The organism is Quatrionicoccus australiensis, from assembly GCF_020510425.1.
GTDB lineage: Bacteria > Pseudomonadota > Gammaproteobacteria > Burkholderiales > Rhodocyclaceae > Azonexus > Azonexus australiensis_A.
The window spans coordinates 2,631,286-2,648,700 of the sequence record NZ_JAHBAH010000001.1 but is presented as its reverse complement, the minus strand read 5'-3'; the positions used below and the strand labels follow the sequence as shown (position 1 = coordinate 2,648,700).

17 protein-coding genes are annotated in these 17,415 nt (G+C 62.4%); 8 read left to right on the top strand and 9 right to left on the bottom strand.

Features of this window, described 5'->3' with window-relative positions:
- Positions 1-5: 5 nt before the first annotated feature.
- The 6 genes from KIG99_RS12755 (at position 6) to KIG99_RS12730 (ending at position 7,107) form a co-directional block, all read left to right on the top strand.
- Positions 6-2,420, top strand: coding sequence for a methyl-accepting chemotaxis protein (locus KIG99_RS12755; protein ID WP_226460500.1), 2,415 nt, complete (start codon positions 6-8; stop codon positions 2,418-2,420).
- A gap of 88 nt (positions 2,421-2,508) precedes the next feature.
- Entirely contained in the window at positions 2,509-4,119 is a 1,611-nt protein-coding gene (locus KIG99_RS12750; protein ID WP_226460499.1) for a methyl-accepting chemotaxis protein, read from the top strand.
- A gap of 4 nt (positions 4,120-4,123) precedes the next feature.
- A complete protein-coding gene (locus KIG99_RS12745; protein WP_226460498.1) occupies positions 4,124-4,657 on the top strand; it encodes a chemotaxis protein CheW in 534 nt (177 codons plus the stop codon).
- Between the two features lie 8 nt (positions 4,658-4,665).
- Positions 4,666-5,508 carry a CheR family methyltransferase gene (locus KIG99_RS12740; RefSeq protein WP_319002383.1) on the top strand — a complete coding sequence of 281 codons (843 nt, stop codon included), beginning with the start codon at positions 4,666-4,668 and terminating at the stop codon, positions 5,506-5,508.
- The gene (locus KIG99_RS12735; protein WP_226460497.1) at positions 5,501-6,034 is read left to right on the top strand and encodes a chemotaxis protein CheD; all 534 of its coding nucleotides are present in this window, start codon (positions 5,501-5,503) and stop codon (positions 6,032-6,034) included. Before KIG99_RS12740 ends, KIG99_RS12735 begins: the two co-directional genes overlap by 8 nt.
- On the top strand, positions 6,016-7,107 hold the full coding sequence (locus KIG99_RS12730; protein WP_226460496.1) for a protein-glutamate methylesterase/protein-glutamine glutaminase: 1,092 nt from the start codon (positions 6,016-6,018) through the stop codon (positions 7,105-7,107). The genes KIG99_RS12735 and KIG99_RS12730 overlap by 19 nt, the downstream gene beginning before the upstream one ends.
- 50 nt (positions 7,108-7,157) lie before the next feature.
- Here KIG99_RS12730 and grxD read toward each other — a convergent pair whose 3' ends face one another.
- Genes grxD through prfA form a run of 3 tightly spaced genes read right to left on the bottom strand, consistent with a single transcriptional unit; the run spans position 7,158 to position 9,400 of the window.
- Complete coding sequence (gene grxD / locus KIG99_RS12725; RefSeq protein WP_226460495.1) at positions 7,158-7,481, bottom strand: Grx4 family monothiol glutaredoxin; 324 nt, start codon at positions 7,479-7,481, stop codon at positions 7,158-7,160.
- A gap of 12 nt (positions 7,482-7,493) precedes the next feature.
- Positions 7,494-8,315 carry a peptide chain release factor N(5)-glutamine methyltransferase gene (gene prmC / locus KIG99_RS12720; protein WP_226460494.1) on the bottom strand — a complete coding sequence of 274 codons (822 nt, stop codon included), beginning with the start codon at positions 8,313-8,315 and terminating at the stop codon, positions 7,494-7,496.
- A gap of 2 nt (positions 8,316-8,317) precedes the next feature.
- The gene (gene prfA / locus KIG99_RS12715; protein ID WP_226460493.1) at positions 8,318-9,400 is read right to left on the bottom strand and encodes a peptide chain release factor 1; all 1,083 of its coding nucleotides are present in this window, start codon (positions 9,398-9,400) and stop codon (positions 8,318-8,320) included.
- Positions 9,401-9,531: 131 nt separating this feature from the next.
- Between prfA and KIG99_RS12710 the strand changes: the two genes are divergently transcribed.
- A complete protein-coding gene (locus KIG99_RS12710; RefSeq protein WP_226460492.1) occupies positions 9,532-11,154 on the top strand; it encodes a GGDEF domain-containing response regulator in 1,623 nt (540 codons plus the stop codon).
- A gap of 1 nt (position 11,155) precedes the next feature.
- Here the strand turns inward: KIG99_RS12710 and hemA are convergent, their stop codons facing one another.
- From hemA to KIG99_RS12685, 5 genes are all read right to left on the bottom strand, one after another.
- Entirely contained in the window at positions 11,156-12,406 is a 1,251-nt protein-coding gene (hemA, locus tag KIG99_RS12705; RefSeq protein ID WP_226460491.1) for a glutamyl-tRNA reductase, read from the bottom strand.
- 111 nt (positions 12,407-12,517) lie between these two features.
- Entirely contained in the window at positions 12,518-13,582 is a 1,065-nt protein-coding gene (locus KIG99_RS12700) for a sulfate/molybdate ABC transporter ATP-binding protein (protein ID WP_226460490.1), read from the bottom strand.
- Positions 13,579-14,445 (bottom strand): sulfate ABC transporter permease subunit CysW, encoded by an 867-nt coding sequence (gene cysW, locus KIG99_RS12695; protein WP_226460489.1) that lies wholly within the window; start codon positions 14,443-14,445, stop codon positions 13,579-13,581. The genes KIG99_RS12700 and cysW overlap by 4 nt, the downstream gene beginning before the upstream one ends.
- On the bottom strand, positions 14,442-15,317 hold the full coding sequence (gene cysT / locus KIG99_RS12690) for a sulfate ABC transporter permease subunit CysT (protein ID WP_226460488.1): 876 nt from the start codon (positions 15,315-15,317) through the stop codon (positions 14,442-14,444). The genes cysW and cysT overlap by 4 nt, the downstream gene beginning before the upstream one ends.
- The gene (locus KIG99_RS12685) at positions 15,318-16,316 is read right to left on the bottom strand and encodes a sulfate ABC transporter substrate-binding protein (protein ID WP_226460487.1); all 999 of its coding nucleotides are present in this window, start codon (positions 16,314-16,316) and stop codon (positions 15,318-15,320) included. It abuts the gene before it with no gap.
- A 176-nt stretch (positions 16,317-16,492) separates the two neighbouring features.
- Between KIG99_RS12685 and KIG99_RS12680 the strand changes: the two genes are divergently transcribed.
- The gene (locus KIG99_RS12680) at positions 16,493-17,062 is read left to right on the top strand and encodes an OmpA family protein (protein WP_226460486.1); all 570 of its coding nucleotides are present in this window, start codon (positions 16,493-16,495) and stop codon (positions 17,060-17,062) included.
- 75 nt (positions 17,063-17,137) lie between these two features.
- Here the strand turns inward: KIG99_RS12680 and KIG99_RS12675 are convergent, their stop codons facing one another.
- A complete protein-coding gene (locus KIG99_RS12675; protein WP_226442317.1) occupies positions 17,138-17,410 on the bottom strand; it encodes a type II toxin-antitoxin system HicA family toxin in 273 nt (90 codons plus the stop codon).
- Between the last annotated feature and the right edge of the window lie 5 nt (positions 17,411-17,415).

Genomic DNA, 17,415 nt, shown 5'->3' with positions numbered 1-17,415 from the left:
GCACCATGAGCGTCAGCAAAAAAATGGCCCTGCTCGTTTTATCCGGCATCCTCGGCGCCCTGCTTCTGGCCGGCATCGCCATCTATCAGACCAAGCAGGTTTTCTCCTCCGCCAATTACGGCAATGAAAACAGTGTCCCAAGCATCCTGACCCTGAGTCAGGCCGTCGAACAATTCGGCCGCTGGCGTGTGCGTATCTATCGCCAGCGCATGGCGGAAACCGAAGGCGAGCGCAACTACGAGCATGAAAAGGGAAAAGCCAACCGCGATCAGATATTCGCCACCTTGAAGGAATACGAAAGCCTCCTCTCGGATGAAAAAGACCGCTCCCTGCTCGCCGCCGACAAGGCAGCGCTTGCCGAATATGAGGCCAGCCTGCAACAGTTCACGGTCCTGACCGAAAGCGGCAAGACGGAGCAAGCGAAAGCCCAGCTCAATGCGACTGCCGCCCTGTCGCAGAGAATCAATGCGGCCTTCGACGAACATATGCAATACAACGTCGAGCTGGCAAAAACCGGGGCCGCCGCCGCCGCCGCCACGGAACAAACAGCCGTCATGATGCTGTCAGGCGTCTTGGTCCTGACGTTGGGGGCACTCAGCATCATCGGCCTCCTGATTACCCGCAACCTGTTGCGCCAGCTCGGAGGCGAACCTGATCAGGCCACGACCATCGCTCGTCGCGTAGCGGCCGGCGACCTGAGTACCCAGATCGAACTTCGCACCGGCGACACAAGCAGTCTGATGGCCGCCATCCGCGACATGAGCGGCACCCTGCAGAGTTTCATCGCCGACATGCACCACATGAGTACAGAGCACGACAAGGGCGACATCGACGTCCTGATCGATAGCAGCAAATTCAAGGGCGATTTCCAGGTCATGGCGCAGGGCGTCAATGACATGGTGACCGGCCATATCGCCGTCAAGAAAAAAGCCATGGCCTGCATCAAGGAATTCGGCGAAGGCAACTTCTCGGCACCGCTCGAACAGTTCCCGGGCAAGAAGGCTTTCATCAACGACACCATCGAGCAGATGCGCCGCAACCTGCAGGACTTCATCGCCGACATGCGCCACATGAGCGCCGAGCACAACAATGGCGACATCGACGTCCAGATCGACACCGGCAAGTTCAAGGGTGACTTCCAGATCATGGCACAGGGCGTCAATGACATGGTTGGCGGCCATATCGCCGTCAAGAAAAAGGCGATGGCCTGCATCAGGGAATTCGGCGAAGGCAATTGCGACGCGCCGCTCGAACAGTTCCCGGGCAAGAAAGCCTTCATCAACGACACCGTCGAGCAGGTTCGCACCAATATCAAGGCGCTGATCGCCGACACCCAGATGCTGGCCCAGGCCGCCCGCGCCGGACAACTTGACGTACGCGCCGACGCCGGTCGCCACCGCGGCGATTTCTTCCGCATCATCGACGGCATCAACGGCACGCTCGATGCCATCGTGCAACCGCTCAACGAAGCGATGGGCGTCATGCAAGCCATGGAAAGCGGCGATCTGACGCGCAACATCGCCGGCAATTACCAGGGCAGCCTGCTCGAACTGAAGAACTCGGTGAATCAGACCCAGCAGAAGCTGGCCGAAATCATCGGCGAAGTGCGCGACGCAGCCAACTCGCTCTCCGGCTCGGCGGAAGAGGTCAGCGCCACCGCCCAGAGCCTGTCGCAATCGGCGAGCGAGCAGGCCGCCAGCGTCGAGGAAACCTCGGCGGCGATGGAAGAAATGACCTCGTCGATCAGCCAGAACAGCGACAACGCCAAGCTGACCGACGGCATGGCCAGCAAGGCCTCGAAGGAAGCCGGCGAAGGCGGCGAGGCGGTCAGGAGCACGGTGGCCGCGATGAAGAGCATAGCCGACAAGATCGGCATCATCGACGACATCGCCTATCAGACCAATCTGCTCGCCTTGAATGCGGCCATCGAAGCGGCGCGCGCCGGCGAGCATGGCAAGGGCTTTGCCGTGGTGGCCGCCGAAGTCCGCAAGCTGGCCGAGCGCAGCCAGGTCGCCGCGCAGGAAATCAGTGAAACCGCGAAAAACAGTGTGCACCTGGCAGAACGGGCCGGCGCCTTGCTCGACGAAATCGTCCCGAGCATTGCCAAGACCTCCGACCTGGTTCAGGAAATTGCCTCGGCATCCGATGAACAGAACACCGGCGCTTCGCAGATCAATGGTGCCATCGTCCAGTTGAGCGAAGCAACGCAGCAGAACGCCTCGGCCTCGGAAGAACTGGCCGCCACCTCGGAAGAAATGAGCGGCCAGGCCGAGCAGTTGCAGCAACTGATGCAATTTTTCCGGGTTGGCGACAGCACCGAAACAGCGCATGAAAAGCCGCGCCAGCCGAGTCGCAGCAAACGGCCCGGCCTCAGCGCCCGCAGCCAGTCCAGTCCCGGCTTCATCAGCTTCGAAGGCTGACGCACGCAACGCCACCTAATCCACTTTCAAAGTCTTCCGTCCGCCAGCGCCGGCTGGCACGGCAGATGACTTCCCTAGAGAGCCCATCATGACCGTCACAAAAAAAATGATCTTCCTCGTGCTGTCCGCAGCATTCGGCATCATTCTCCTTGCTGTCCTCGGACTGACCCAGATGAACCGGGTCTATAACTCCGCCAATTACGGCAACATCAACACCATCCCCAGCATCCTGACTCTGGACCAGGCGTTCTCGCCGATGGCCGCCATGCGGACCCAGGTTTGGCAACACATCGTGGCCGCAGACGACAAGGCCAAGACTGTGCTCGAAGAACGCATCGTAACCAATCGGAAGAAAGTGGACGAGGCTTTAAAAATCTATGAAGGACTGCTCAGCGACGACAAGGACAAGAGCCTGCTGGCAGCTGATCGGGCCACGATGAACGAGTACGATCAATTGCGGGAAAAGATCCTGCTGTTGTCCAACACCAACAAGATCGAAGAAGCCCGCGACTTGATGATGGCCAATCAGCCCCTGATGGCCCGCATGTGGGATGCCTTCGAAGACCATCGCCAGTACAACGCCGAACTCGGCAAGAAGGCAGCCGATGACGCCGCAACAACCGAATCGAGTGCCCGCTGGGTTGCCATCATCACCGGTCTGGTAACGCTCGTTGCGGTCAGCCTGATCGGCTTCGTCATTACCCGCAGCCTGATGCAGCAACTGGGTGGCGAGCCGGCTTATGCCGCCGAAATCATCAAGGCCATGGCCGAAGGCGACATGACGGTACGCGTCGACACCAAGCCGGGCGATAACGACAGCATGCTGTTCAGCCTGCGCGACATGGCCGAGCGCCTGTCCGCAACCATTGCCGAAGTGCGCGGCACGGCAGAATCGCTGTCCAGCGCCTCGGAAGAGGTCTCAGCCACGGCACAAAGCCTGTCGCAATCGTCCTCGGAACAGGCCGCCTCGGTCGAGGAAACCTCGGCCTCGATGGAGGAAATGGCCGCTTCGGTGACCCAGAACAGCGACAATGCCAGACTTACTGATGGCATGGCGAGCAAGGCCGCCAAGGAAGCCATCGAAGGTGGCGAAGCCGTACGTGCCACGACGGCGGCGATGAAGAGCATTGCCGACAAGATCGGCATCGTCGATGACATTGCCTATCAGACCAATCTGCTGGCCTTGAACGCCGCCATCGAAGCGGCCCGGGCCGGCGAGCATGGCAAGGGTTTCGCCGTGGTTGCCGCCGAAGTCCGCAAGCTGGCCGAACGCAGTCAGATCGCCGCGCAGGAAATCAGTGAAACGGCGAAGAATAGCGTCGCCCTGGCCGAACGTGCCGGCGCCCTGCTCGACGAAATTGTCCCGAGCATCACCAAGACCTCCGACCTGGTCCAGGAAATCTCCTCGGCTTCCGACGAACAGAATGCCGGCGTCGGCCAGATCAATGCCGCCATGACCCAGCTGAGCCAGACCACGCAGCAGAATGCGTCGTCCTCGGAAGAGCTCGCCGCCACCGCCGAGGAAATGAGTTCGCAGGCCGAAAGCCTGTCGCAGCTCATGGCCTTCTTCCGGGTCGATAACGGCAAGCGCCACGACTCGTCCAGCCGTACCCAGCACACCACGGCCCCGGCAATGGCGAAGAACAAGGCCAAATCCCGGGCTTTCTCGCACGCCGAATTCGTCCAGTTCGAGGGGTAATGCCATGAACGCACTTGTCCCTCCTTCGCATTCCGGCCAGACAGCCGAACCGCGCCAGTACCTGACCTTCACGCTGGGTGGCGAAATGTTTGCAGTCGAGACGCTGAGCGTCAAGGAAATCATCGAATACGGCCAGATCACCGCCGTACCGATGATGCCGCCCAGCATCCGCGGCGTCATCAACCTGCGCGGCGCGGTCGTCCCGGTCATCGACCTGAAGGCGCGCTTCGGCGCACCGGCCACCGAAGTGACGCGGCGTACCTGCATCGTCATCATCGAACTCGGGGCCGGAGACGAGCATCAGGTGATCGGTATCGTCGTCGATACAGTCAGCGAAGTGCTCGAGATTCCGCCCTCCGAAATCGAGCCGCCGCCGGCCTTCGGCGCCCGCATCCGGGCTGATTTCATCTCCGGCATGGGCAAGATCGCCGGTCGCTTTGTCATCCTGCTCGATATGGGCCAGGTGCTGTCGGTCGACGAGCTGTCCATGCTCTCTTCGCTGTCCGAGCGGCAAGAGCCGGTCTCGCTGGTCGGCTGATCCGGGGCATGAACATGGTGCAGGCAAGCAACAGACCTCCGGTCAACAGTGGATTGGGACTCGGCGACAACGAGTTCCAGCTGTTTCGCAAGCTGATCTACGAGCACGCTGGCATCAGCCTGAGCGATGCCAAAAAGCCACTGGTTGCCGGACGTTTGTCAAAGCGCCTGCGTCAGCTCGAAATCTCCAGCTATATCGAGTATTTCCGCCTGGTACAAAGTGACCGGCAGGAGTTGCAGGTCACCATCGACCTGCTGACGACCAACGAAACCTATTTTTTCCGCGAGCCGAAACATTTCGACTTCCTGCGCGAGCAAATCCTGCCCGAGGCCATCGGACGCGGCCCGTTCCGCGTCTGGAGCGGCGCCTGCTCGAGTGGCGAAGAGCCTTACACGATTGCCATGGTGCTCTCCGATGTACTCGGCCAGCGCCCCTGGGAAATTGTTGCTTCCGATCTCAGCAGCCGCGTCCTGCAGGAAGCAGAAGGCGGTCTTTATCCGCTGGCCGACTGCTCGGGCATTCCGCGCGCGCTGTTGCACAAGCACTGCCTGAAAGGCATCGGCCAGCACGAAGGCAGCGTACTGATCCACCCGAACTTGCGCGGGCGCATCAGCTTTCGCCAGATCAACCTGAACAATGCGCTGCCCAAACTGGGTGTGTTCGACGTCATATTCCTGCGCAACGTGATGATCTATTTCGACATCGAAACCAAGCGCCGGGTCATCGAACGCATCCTGCCGCTGCTCCGCCCCGGCGGCTATTTCATGATCAGCCATTCGGAAAACCTGAACGGCATCACCGACGCGCTGAAAACAGTACGTCCATCGATCTACCGCAAGCCCGATGCGTAAGCCCGACGGCGTCATCGAAATCTTCCTGCAGCCCGGCGAACATTATTTCGGTGATCGCTACACGCGCCTGCGCACTGTCCTTGGTTCCTGCGTCTCGCTGGTTTTCTGGCATCCGCAGGAACTGGTCGGCAGCATGTGCCACTTCATGCTGCCAAGCCGCGGCTGTCGTAGCGGCAGTGGTCCGGACGGACGCTATGCCGACGAGGCGTTGCAGATGATGCTCGACGAAATCCGGGCCAGCGGACTCAATCCGACCGCCTTCCGCCTGCGCATCTTCGGCGGCGGCAACATGTTTCCCGAACTGACCCGGCGCAATGATCGCCACATTGGCCAGAAAAATGTCGAAGCCGCCCTGGCCCTGTTGAAAAACCACTGCCTGACCTGCGTCGCATCGCATGTCGAAGGCTACGGCCATCGCAACCTGCTGTTCGATGTCTGGAGCGGCCACGTCCATCTCCGACACTCGACCATCGTCCCCGAAAAAAACAAACTCTCAGGAAACAAAGCATGTCAGCAATCAAGGTAATGATCGTCGATGATTCGGCCGTTGTCCGCCAGGTACTCTCGGCCAGCCTGGCCGAAGACACCGGGATCGAGGTCATCGCCACCGCACCGGATCCGATCTTCGCGCTCGAGAGAATGCAGAAGGCCTGGCCCGACGTCATCGTCCTCGATGTCGAAATGCCGCGCATGGATGGGGTGACCTTTTTGAAGAAGATCATGGCGACCCGCCCGACCCCGGTCGTCATCTGCTCAACGCTGACCGAGCGCGGCTCGGAGACGGCCATGCAGGTTCTCGCCGCCGGTGCGTTCACCATCGTTACCAAGCCGAAGACGGCGCTGCGCCAGTTCCTGATCGAAAGCGCCGGCGAACTGATCCATGCCATCAAGGCCGCCGCGAAGGCGAATATCAAGCGCCTCGGCCCGGCCCGGCCGCTCACACCACTCACGGCAAGCGCCCCGAAGCTGTCCGCCGACGTGATCCTCGCCGCCAACGGCCAGAATCAGGCCATGGCGCAGACCACCGAGAGCATCGTCGCGATCGGCACCTCGACCGGTGGCACGCAAGCACTGGAAGTCGTACTGACCGCCTTGCCCCGCGTCTGCCCCGGCATCGTCGTCGTCCAGCACATGCCGGAAAAATTCACGGCCGCCTTCGCGCAGCGGCTGAACGGCCTGTGCCAGATCGAGGTCAAGGAAGCCGCGCACGGCGACCGGGTGATGGCCGGACGCGCCCTGATCGCGCCGGGCGGCAAGCACATGCTGCTCAAGCGCAGCGGCGCCCAGTACGTGGTCGATGTCGTCGACGGCCCCCCGGTCAGCCGGCACTGCCCGTCGGTCGATGTGCTGTTCCGCTCGGCGGCCCGTTTTGCCGGCAGGAATGCGGTCGGCATCATCATGACCGGCATGGGCGACGATGGCGCCAAGGGGCTCAAGGAAATGCACGACGCCGGGGCCTGGACGATCGGCCAGGATGAAGACAGCTGCGTCGTTTACGGCATGCCGAAGGAAGCGGTCAAGCTCGGGGCGGTCGACAAGGTTTTACCCCTGAAAAACATCCCGGAAGCGATTCTCGGCCGGATCAGCCGCAAGAGCTGAAAAGACAAAGCCCGCCGATGGCGGGCTTTGTCTTTGGGCAAACGAAAAACTCAGGCCTTGGCAATGCCTTCCAGCAATTTCTGCAGTTCGCCGGCCTGGTACATCTCCTTGGCGATGTCGCAGCCGCCGACGAATTCACCCTTGATGTAGAGCTGCGGAATGGTCGGCCAGTTGGCATATTCCTTGACGCCGTTGCGGATTTCCTCGTCGGCGAGCACGTTGACCGTGACGAAGTCCTCGACGCCGCAGACCTTGAGAATCTGCACGACGGTGGCGGAGAAGCCGCATTGCGGGAAGCGGGCATCACCCTTCATGAAAAGGACGACCGGATTGGAAGTAACGGTATCGTGAATGCGTTTTTGTACGTCGGACATGCTTGCTCCTGATTAAAGATGGGCGCCGCTGACCCGGTCGATGCCGGCCAGATCGGGATGAGTGAATGCCGCTTTGAGCCCGGCCGCGGCCAATAAGTTCCGGCTCGCTGCGCCCTGATCGTAGCCATGCTCGAAAAGCAGCCAGCAGCCGGGGGGGAGATGCGCGGCGGCGCCCGCGACGATCGCGCGGATGCAGGCCAGACCGTTGCCGCCCGCCTCCTGGTCGGTAAGCGCCATCTGCGGTTCGAAAGGCAGGCCGTTCAGCGCCAGGTGCGGGTCGCCGTCGGCGATGTAGGGCGGGTTGGAGACGATCAGGTCAAAATGCTCGCCGGGCACCGGGTCGAACCAGCTGCCGGTGCGGAAATCGATGCGGGCGCCGAGCCGGCCGGCATTGTTGCGGGCGACGGAAATTGCCCCCGCCGACAGGTCGACCGCTGTGACTTGCGCGCCAGGACATTCCAGCGCCAGCGAAATGGCGACGATGCCGGAGCCGGTGCCGAGATCGAGAATGCGCGGCTGTTCAAGACCTTGCAGGCGTTCAAGTGCCAATTCAATCAGCACCTCGGTTTCCGGGCGCGGAATCAGCACCTCGGGCGAAACCTGGAAGACACGGCCGCGGAATTCAGCCTCGCCGACCAGATAGGCAAGAGGTTCGCCGGCCGCGCGGCGTTCGACCCACTCGGCGAATTGCGCGTAAGCCGGCGCAATCACCGGCATTTCCGGGCGCGCCAGCAGATCGGTGTGGCTACAGCCGGTGGCGTATTGCAGCAGCAGGCGGGCATCGAGCCGGTCGATTTTTTGCCGCGCCGCGGTCAACGCTTCAAAAAGCGTCATTTTCAATTCTGCTCGGCGAGTTCCGCCAGCAGGTCGGCCTGGTGTTCGGCGGCGAGCGCACCGAGCAGTTCGTCCATGTCGCCGTCCATGATCGCGGCGATCTTGTACAGCGTCAGGTTGATGCGGTGATCGGTGATCCGGCCCTGCGGGAAGTTGTAGGTGCGGATGCGCTCGGAACGGTCGCCGGAGCCGATCAGGCTCTTGCGGGTGCTCGAGATGTGCGCCTGCTGCGCGCGCACCTGCACGTCCTTGATGCGCGCCGCCAACACCTTCATCGCCGACGCCTTGTTGGCGTGCTGCGAACGGCCGTCCTGGCATTCAGCGACGATGCCGGTCGGGAGGTGCGTGATGCGCACCGCGGAATCGGTCTTGTTGATGTGTTGACCGCCGGCGCCCGAGGCGCGGAAGGTGTCGATGCGCAGATCGGCCGGGTTGAGATTGACGTCCTCGACCTCGTCGGCTTCCGGCATGATCGCCACGGTGCACGCCGAGGTATGGATGCGGCCCTGGGTTTCGGTTTCCGGCACGCGCTGCACGCGATGCCCGCCCGATTCGAACTTGAGGCGCGAATAGGCGCCGTTGCCGGCGATGCGGCAGATGATTTCGCGGTAGCCGCCCAGCTCGGATTCACTGGCCGACATCACTTCGACCTGCCAGCGCTGCCGCTCGGCAAAGCGCGAATACATGCGGAAGAGGTCGCCGGCGAACAGCGCCGATTCGTCGCCACCGGTACCGGCGCGGATTTCGAGCAGCACGCTGCGCTCGTCGTTGGGGTCTTTCGGCAGCAGCAGCTTCTGCAGTTCGATTTCGAGTTCGGGCAGACGCGCCTTGGCGGCGGCGATTTCCTCTTCGGCGAAATCGCGCATCTCCGGATCGGCGCGCATTGCTTCGGCTTCGGCCAGATCGTTCTCGGCCTGACGAAACGCGTTAAACTGGGCTATGACCGGATCGAGTTCGGCCCGTTCGCGCGACAGCTTGCGAAACTGGTCCATGTCGCCGGCCGTACTCGGGGCCGACAGCATGCGGTCGATTTCGTCGAGACGATCGACCAGCAGATCCAGTTTTTGGCGAATGCTCGATTTCATTGCTTTTGGCCAGCCGGCCGGGGGGTTCGAAGGGGCGTAATGGTAACCGGTTTCAGCAGCTCCCGGCGAGCGAACATGATTGCCAGAGGAACGTTCCATCAGCATAATTGCGCGATTCTGAAAAAGACCTGATGTTCAACTTTCCGCAATCCATCATTGCCCTGGCTCAAACGCTGGAGCGAGGCTGGGAAACCTACCGTGCCAACGGCGACTTCGATGCCTTTGTCGAATTCACCCTGTCGCTCAACGGGTTGACCGAGCACCTCAACCGCCAGCATCTGCCGGGGCTTGTCCGCGCCTGTCAGGAACTCGAAAACACGGCGCTGTCGCTGTTTGCCGATAGTTCCATGCACCCAGTCCCGCTCGACCAGGCCAATGGCATCGAGCGCAAACTGAACATCATCCTGGCCGAACTGCAACGCAATGAAACCCCGGCGGTCCTCGCCCGGCGCATTCTCGATGCCGCCGAGGGACATTGCGAAGACACCTGGAACCGGCCGCGCCGGGTCGTCCTGGTTTCGCGTGCCGACCATCCGTGGGCCGGCTCGCTCGGCGAGCAGCTAAGCTTTTTCGGTTTTACGCCGGAATACCTGCGCTGGGGCGCGCAGCCGGAAGACAACGAACCTGCGCTCGCCTTCGCCTTCATTCCGGATCGCGAGGGGCGAGCCTATCCGCCGGCCGAAATCGCCGCCATCGTCGCCCTGCGCACCCGCTTCCCGACCAGCTACTTCTATTGCCTGGCCGTGCCCTCCAACCTGCAGAGCATCGTGCTGCTGCAGCGCGCCGGCGCCGATGCCTGCGTGCCGGTCGGCAACAAGGTCAGCGACGTGCTGTCGCGCATACTCGACCTGGTCGAAATGCGCGAACAGGAAATGCACCGCGTGCTGGTCGTCGAGGACTCGGCGACTGCCGTCGCCCATATCCGCCGCTCGCTGTCGCAGCACGGCATCGACAGCCGCGCCATCAACGATCCGCGCCTGCTCCTCGAAGCCGCCGCCGAATACCGGCCGGACGCGATCCTGATGGACATGTACATGCCCTTCTGCACCGGCGTCGAGGTCACCAGCGCGCTGCGCCAGATCCGCGACTACCAGTCGCTGCCGGTGATCTACCTGTCGAGTGAGACCGACATCGTGCAGCAGGTCGAAGCCTTGCGCCTCGGTGGCGACCAGTTCCTGACCAAGCCGGTCAATCCGATCATCCTGGCCTCCGTGGTCAAGACCAAGATCGAGCGCTACCGTGAAATGCTCTACTCCGGCCAGCATGACAGTCTGACCGGACTGCTCAACCACTCGACCTCGAAGGAACAGATCGAGCGCCTGCTGCAGAACGTCGGGCAGGATGGCAAACTGGTCGTGGCGATGATCGACATCGACCGTTTCAAGATGGTCAACGACACCTTCGGCCACCCGGTTGGCGACCAGGTCATCCGCAGCCTCGCCTGGCTGCTGCGCGGCCGCCTGCGCAACTCTGATCTGGTCGGCCGTTATGGCGGCGAGGAATTCATCATTGCGCTGCCCGATGTCGAGCTGAACCGCGCCATTGCGCTGCTCGAACAGGTCAGGGAAGACTTCTCGCAATTGCCGCACACCCACACTCAGGGCACGCTGCGCGCCACGTTCAGTTGCGGCGTCGCCGCCCTGCCCGATTACCGCAGTGTTTCCGACCTGATCGGCGCCGCCGATGAGTCACTGCTGGAAGCCAAGCGCAAGGGACGCAACCGGCTGGTACTCGCCCCCGGCAACGAAGGCTGAGTCAGTCGCCAGCGTGCAGACCGAAGAGTCTTGAAGCGGCGGTCTGCAACTCGTTGCGCTCGACGTCATCGGCGAGATTGAGTGCCTGCGTCGGCGTGTGCAAAAACTTGTTGGTCAGTCGGTGCGACAGATGTTCCAGCACTTTTTCCGCCGGTTCGCCCTTGGCCAGCAGCTTCATCGCGTGTTCCATCTCGTGCCGGCGCATGCGTTCGGCCGAGTCGCGCAGCGAGCGGATCACCGGCACGGTGTCACGCGACTGCAGCCAGGCCTGGAAATCACGGACGCGGGCGGCAATGATGTCTTCGGCTTCGACGACGGCGGCCTGGCGCGATTCGAGGCCGCTTTCGACGACCTGGGCCAGATCATCGACGCTATAGAGGAAGACGTCGTCGAGTTCGCCGACTTCTTCCTCGATATCACGCGGCACGGCCAGGTCGACCATGAACATCGGCCGGTGCCGGCGTGCCTTGACGGCGCGCTCGACCATGCCCAGACCGATGATCGGCAGCGGGCTGGCGGTACAGGAGACGACGATGTCGTGCTGCGCCAGGTGCTCACCCAGTTCGTCGAGACGGATGGCGGTACCGTTATAGCGCTCGGCCAGGGCGCGACCACGTTCCAGCGTGCGGTTGGCGATGGTCACCTGCTTCGGCTGGCGGGCGCAGAAATGCGCGGCGCACAGCTCGATCATTTCGCCGGCGCCGATGAACAGGATGCGCTGCTCGCCGACCGATTCAAAAATGCGCTCGGCGAGATGTACACCGGCAGCCGCCATCGACACGATGTTGGCGCCGATCGCCGTCGTGCTGCGCACTTCCTTGGCAACCGAAAAGGAGCGCTGGAAGAGCTTGTGCAATTGCGAACCGAGCGTGCCGCTCTCTTCGGCGGCGCGCACGGCATCCTTCATCTGGCCGAGGATCTGCGGCTCGCCGATGACCATGGAGTCGAGGCCGCTGGCGACGCGGAAGGCGTGGCGGATGGCTTCGGGCTGGTCGTGCGTATAGAGGTAAGGGGCAATCTCGCTGCGCTCGACGCCGTGGTAGCGCGCCAGCCAGTCGATCACCACTTCCGGCGTCTCGGCGGAACAGTAGATCTCGGTGCGATTGCAGGTGGACAGGATCGCCACCTCGCGCACCGGCTGGCTGCGCGTCAGGTCGGCCAGCGCGTGCTGCAGCTTTTCGGCGCCAAAAGCCACCCGCTCGCGAATGGCAAGCGGAGCCGAATGGTGGTTGATGCCGAGGGTAAAGATCACCGGAATAAGCCGAGGCGCGGGTAAACGGGGGGCGATTATAGCACCCGGGCGACCGGCTCTCCGGCCCGGCGCAGGCTGCGACGACCGGACGCCCTCGGCCGCCGCCGGCGCCTAGAACAGAAATGCCTGTTTTTCGCCGGTCGACCGTGCGGCGTCCGCGCCGAACACCTTCATCTGGCGCGGCCGGAACCAGACCTGCTGGCCCACCGCCAGTTGCAGGGCCTCGTGCCGTTCGCGCGACAACTCGACCTCGACGATCTCGCTACCGTGCAGCAACTCGACACGGACCAGCGGCCCGATCGGATGCACGTGCTGGACGCTGGCCTGCAAGGCGCCTTCGGCCGGCTGATGCGAAAGTTCGATGTCGTGCGGCCGGACGAAAGCGGTCGCCTTGTCTGCCGACTCACTGCGCTCGACTTCGGCATAACCGTCCTGGACGCGGCTGTGAAACACGTTAACGTTGCCGAGGAACTGATAGACGAAGGGCGTCGCCGGATTCGAATAAACCTCGTCGGGCGAACCGATCTGCTCGATATGACCATGGTTCATGACGACGACGCGGTCGGCAACTTCGAGCGCTTCTTCCTGGTCGTGCGTGACGAACACCGAAGAGATGTGCATCTCGTCGTGCAGGCGGCGCAGCCAGCGACGCAATTCCTTGCGCACCTTGGTGTCGAGCGCGCCGAACGGTTCGTCGAGCAGCAGTACCTTGGGTTCGACGGCGAGCGCGCGGGCCAGCGCGATGCGCTGGCGCTGGCCGCCGGAGAGTTGCGACGGGTAGCGGTCGGCCAGCCAGTCGAGCTGGACCAGACCGAGCAACTCCATGACCCGGCGCTTGATCTCGGCCTCGTTCGGCCGCTCCTTGCGCGGTTTGACGCGCAGGCCGAAGGCGACATTCTCGAACACCGTCATGTGGCGGAACAACGCGTAATGCTGGAAGACGAAACCGACCTCGCGCTCGCGCGCATGCAGGTGGGTCGCCTCGGCGCCGGAGAACAGGATTTCGCCTTGGTCGGCGCTTTCCATACCGGCGATGATCCGCAGCAGCGTCGTCTTGCCGCAGCCGGACGGGCCGAGCAGCGCGACCAGTTCGCCGGTCGGAATAGCGAGATTGATGTTGTCGAGCGCGACGAAATTGCCGAAGCGCTTGGAGATGTTGCGGATTTCGATACTCATGATGTTTTCTCGGGCGCCAGTACGGTCGACAGCATTTCCGTCTCCTTTTTCATGCGCCACTCAACGATGGTCTTGGCGACCAGCGTGACCAGCGCCAGCAAGGCGAGGATGGAAGCCGCGGCAAAGGCGCCGATGGCGTTGTATTCGTTGTAGAGAATCTCGACATGCAGCGGCAGGGTATTGGTTTCACCGCGGATGTGGCCGGAGACCACCGACACCGCGCCGAACTCGCCCATCGCCCGGGCATTCGACAGGATCACGCCGTAGAGCAGGCCCCACTTGATGTTGGGCAGCGTGACGCGGCGGAACATCTGCCAGCCGGAAGCGCCGAGCGACACCGCCGCCTCTTCCTCGTCCTTGCCCTGCGCCTGCATCAGCGGAATCAGCTCGCGCGCAATGAAGGGGAAGGTGATGAACAAGGTGGCGAGGATCATGCCGGGCACGGCAAAGATGATCTTGATGTCGTGCTCGGACAGCCATGGCCCGAACGTCCCCTGCGAACCGAAAAGCAGGATGAAGATCAGGCCGGCAACGACCGGGCTAAGCGCGAACGGCAGATCGATCAGCGTGATCAGCAGCGCCTTGCCGCGAAACTCGAACTTGGCGATGGCCCAGGCGGCAGCGACACCAAAAGCGATATTGAAGGGCAGCACGGCCAGCGCGATGCCAACGGTCAACCCGATGGCGGAAGCCGTTTCCGGCTCCTTGAGCGCTTCGAGATAAATAGGCACGCCCTGCGCCAGTGCCTCGACAAAAACGGCGAGCAGCGGCAGACCGAGGAAGAAGAACAGGAAGCCGAGGCCGATGGCGAGCAGCGTATAGCGGACCCAGACCGGCTCCTGCGTGGCACGCGTCGATTTCATTGCGCACCTCCCGCGGCCCGGCCGGCGGCGGCTTCGAGCGGCTCGTTGTTCTTGTGGCGATTCGCCGCCCACCATTGCAGAACGTTCACCGTCAGCAACAGCATGAAGGACAGCGCCAGCATGACCACGGCCAGCGCCGTGGCGCCCAGCACGTCGTATTGCTCGAGCTTGGAGATGATCAGCAAGGGCGTGATTTCCGAAATCAGCGGCAGGTTGCCGGCGATGAAGATCACCGAGCCATATTCGCCGACGGCGCGCGCGAAAGCCAGCGCAAAACCGGTGAGCAGGGCCGGGAAGATGGCCGGGAAGATCACCTTGACGAAAGTCTGCCAGCGCGAGGCGCCGAGCGAGGCAGCCGCCTCCTCGACTTCGGTTTCGATGTCCTCGATCACCGGTTGCAAGGTACGCACGACGAAAGGCAGGGTGATGAAGGTCAGTGCGACGACAATGCCGAGCGGCGTGTAGGCAACCTTGAAGCCGAGCGGCTCGATGTACCGGCCGAGCCAGCCATTGCCGGCGTAGAGCGTCGCCAGCGTGATGCCGGCCACCGCCGTCGGCAGGGCGAAGGGCAGATCAACCAGGGCATCGACGAAGCGCTTGCCGGGGAAGGGATAGCGCACCAGGATCCACGCCACGATCAGGCCGAAAAAGGCGTTGATGCTGGCGGCGACCAGCGAGGCGCCGAAGGTCACCCGGAAAGCGGCCAGCGAACGTTCGCCAAGAGCTATATCGATGATCTGGCCGAAACCGAGCTCGGACGCCTTGAGGATCATGCCGCCGAGCGGCAGCAGGATGAGCAGCGAGAGATAGACCAGCGTGTAGCCCAGCGCCAGACCGAAGCCGGGCAACACGCGGTGGGTTTTTGTCGTCATTTATTTCTGCACGTAGATCTGGTCGAAGCTGCCGCCGTCCTTGAAGTGGGTCGAAAACGCCTTGTTGGCATTGCCGAACACTTCATCGACGGTGAAGGTCTTGACCGGCGGGAACTGTGCGGCGTACTTCTTGAGCAGTTCGGCATCACGCGGGCGCAGGTAGTTCTGCGCGGCGTTCTCCTGGCCTTCCTTGGACCACAGGTATTCCAGGTAGGCCTGTGCCTGCTTGCGGGTTCCCTTCTTGTCCACGACCTTCTCGACCACGGCGACCGGGAACTCGGTCTGCAGCGTCAGGCTGGGATAGACGACTTCGAAATTGCCCTTGCCGAATTCCTTGGCGATCATTTCGGCCTCGGACTCGAAGGTGATCAGCACGTCGCCCAGACCGCGCTGCATGAAGGTTGTCGTCGCATCACGGCCACCGGCAGCGAAGAGCGGCGCATTCTTCAGCAGTTTGCCGAGGAATTCCTGCGCCTTGGCATCGTTGCCACCAGGCTGCTTGAGGGCCCAGGCCCAGGCCGAGAGATAGGTATTGCGGCCGTTGCCGGTGTTCTTCGGATGCGGAATGATCATCTGCACACCCGGTGCGGCGACATCGGACCAGTCCTTGATCGCCTTCGGATTGCCCTTGCGCACGATGAAGACCATGGCCGAGGTATAGGGCGAGGCATTGTTCGGGAATTTTTTCGTCCAGTCCTTGGCGACCAGGCCCTTCTCGGCGAGGAACTCGATGTCGTTGGCCTGGTTCATGGTCACCACATCGGCTTCCAGACCGTCGGCAACGGCACGCACCTGTTTCGACGAGCCGCCGTGCGACTGCTTCAGTTCGAGGGTTTCACCGGTCTTCTGCTTCCAGTATTTCTGGAACAGCGGGTTGTAGTCCTTGTAGACGTCGCGCGCCACGTCGTAGGAGGAATTGAGCAGGCTGGCATCGGCCAGGGCGGCACCGGCAACCAGGGCAAGCAGCAGGCCGGAAATGGAACGATGGAATCGGGTCATGGTTCACCTCATGAATTAATGAATGCTAATTTAGACGACATCCTTATAGCCACAAAGACAGGTTTCGAATTTATTTATCCCCTCGCGGAATATAAATCCCCACAGGAATAGCAAGGCCTGTTCGTAAGCCCCCCAAGCGGCTATCATTCGCCTTCCTATACGCAGCCGAACCCACCATGCGCGCCACCCTGCCTGCCACCCTACTGCTTTCCGTCCTGTTGACCGCCTGTGCTTCAACCAGGGACATCCCGGTCAGCAAGCATATTTCGCAAAGCGGCGCGCTGCGCGTTCATCCCGGCCTGCTTGGCCAGCCGGTACCGGCCGAACTGCAAGGCGAAGGCGCTCCCGCCAGTGCCATTGCCAAGGCCACCGACGACGCCCCGATCAAGATGGATGAAAATGGCCTGCGCACGCAGCGCAGCGTCTATTTCGACCTCGACAACGCGGCCGTCAAGGCCGAATTCGAGCCGGCGCTGCAGGCGCACGGCCGCTACCTGGCCAGCCACCCGGCCGCGCAGGTGCGCATCGAAGGCAATGCCGACGAACGCGGCCCGGCCGGCTACAACACCCGCCTCGGCCAGAAGCGTGCCGACAATGTCCGCCAGGCCATCATCAGCAACGGCGCCGCGGAAAAGCAGGTCAAGATCAAGACCCTGGGCGAATCGCGGCCGAAGCTGAAGGGTCATGACGAAGAGTCCTGGGCCGAAAACCGCCGTGCCGACGTGGTGTACGAGAAGGAAGACTGAGCGTCAGGATCCGGGATTGAGGATCCAGCTATTAGTTGATATTTGAGGGCGCTGCGGCGCCCTTTTCATTTGGCCTTAACTGCCACTCTCATAAGCGGCCAGCGTGATCCCGGCGTGCAGCAGCATCTCGCGCACCGCCTTGATGTCGGTCCGGCTGCAGGTGCTGCCGCCATGCGGCGGATGCAGGAAAGTCTCGACCTTGTTCAGCGTCACCTTGCAGCGCCCGTGCGCCGGTTCGACCTCGGCACCGAGGTGGTTGAGCAGGGATTCGATTTCCCGCCAGTGAATATTGGCCGACGGCGGATCCTGGAAGATGCTGCGCATCAGGTGGGCATGCTTGTGGCTCATGGCAG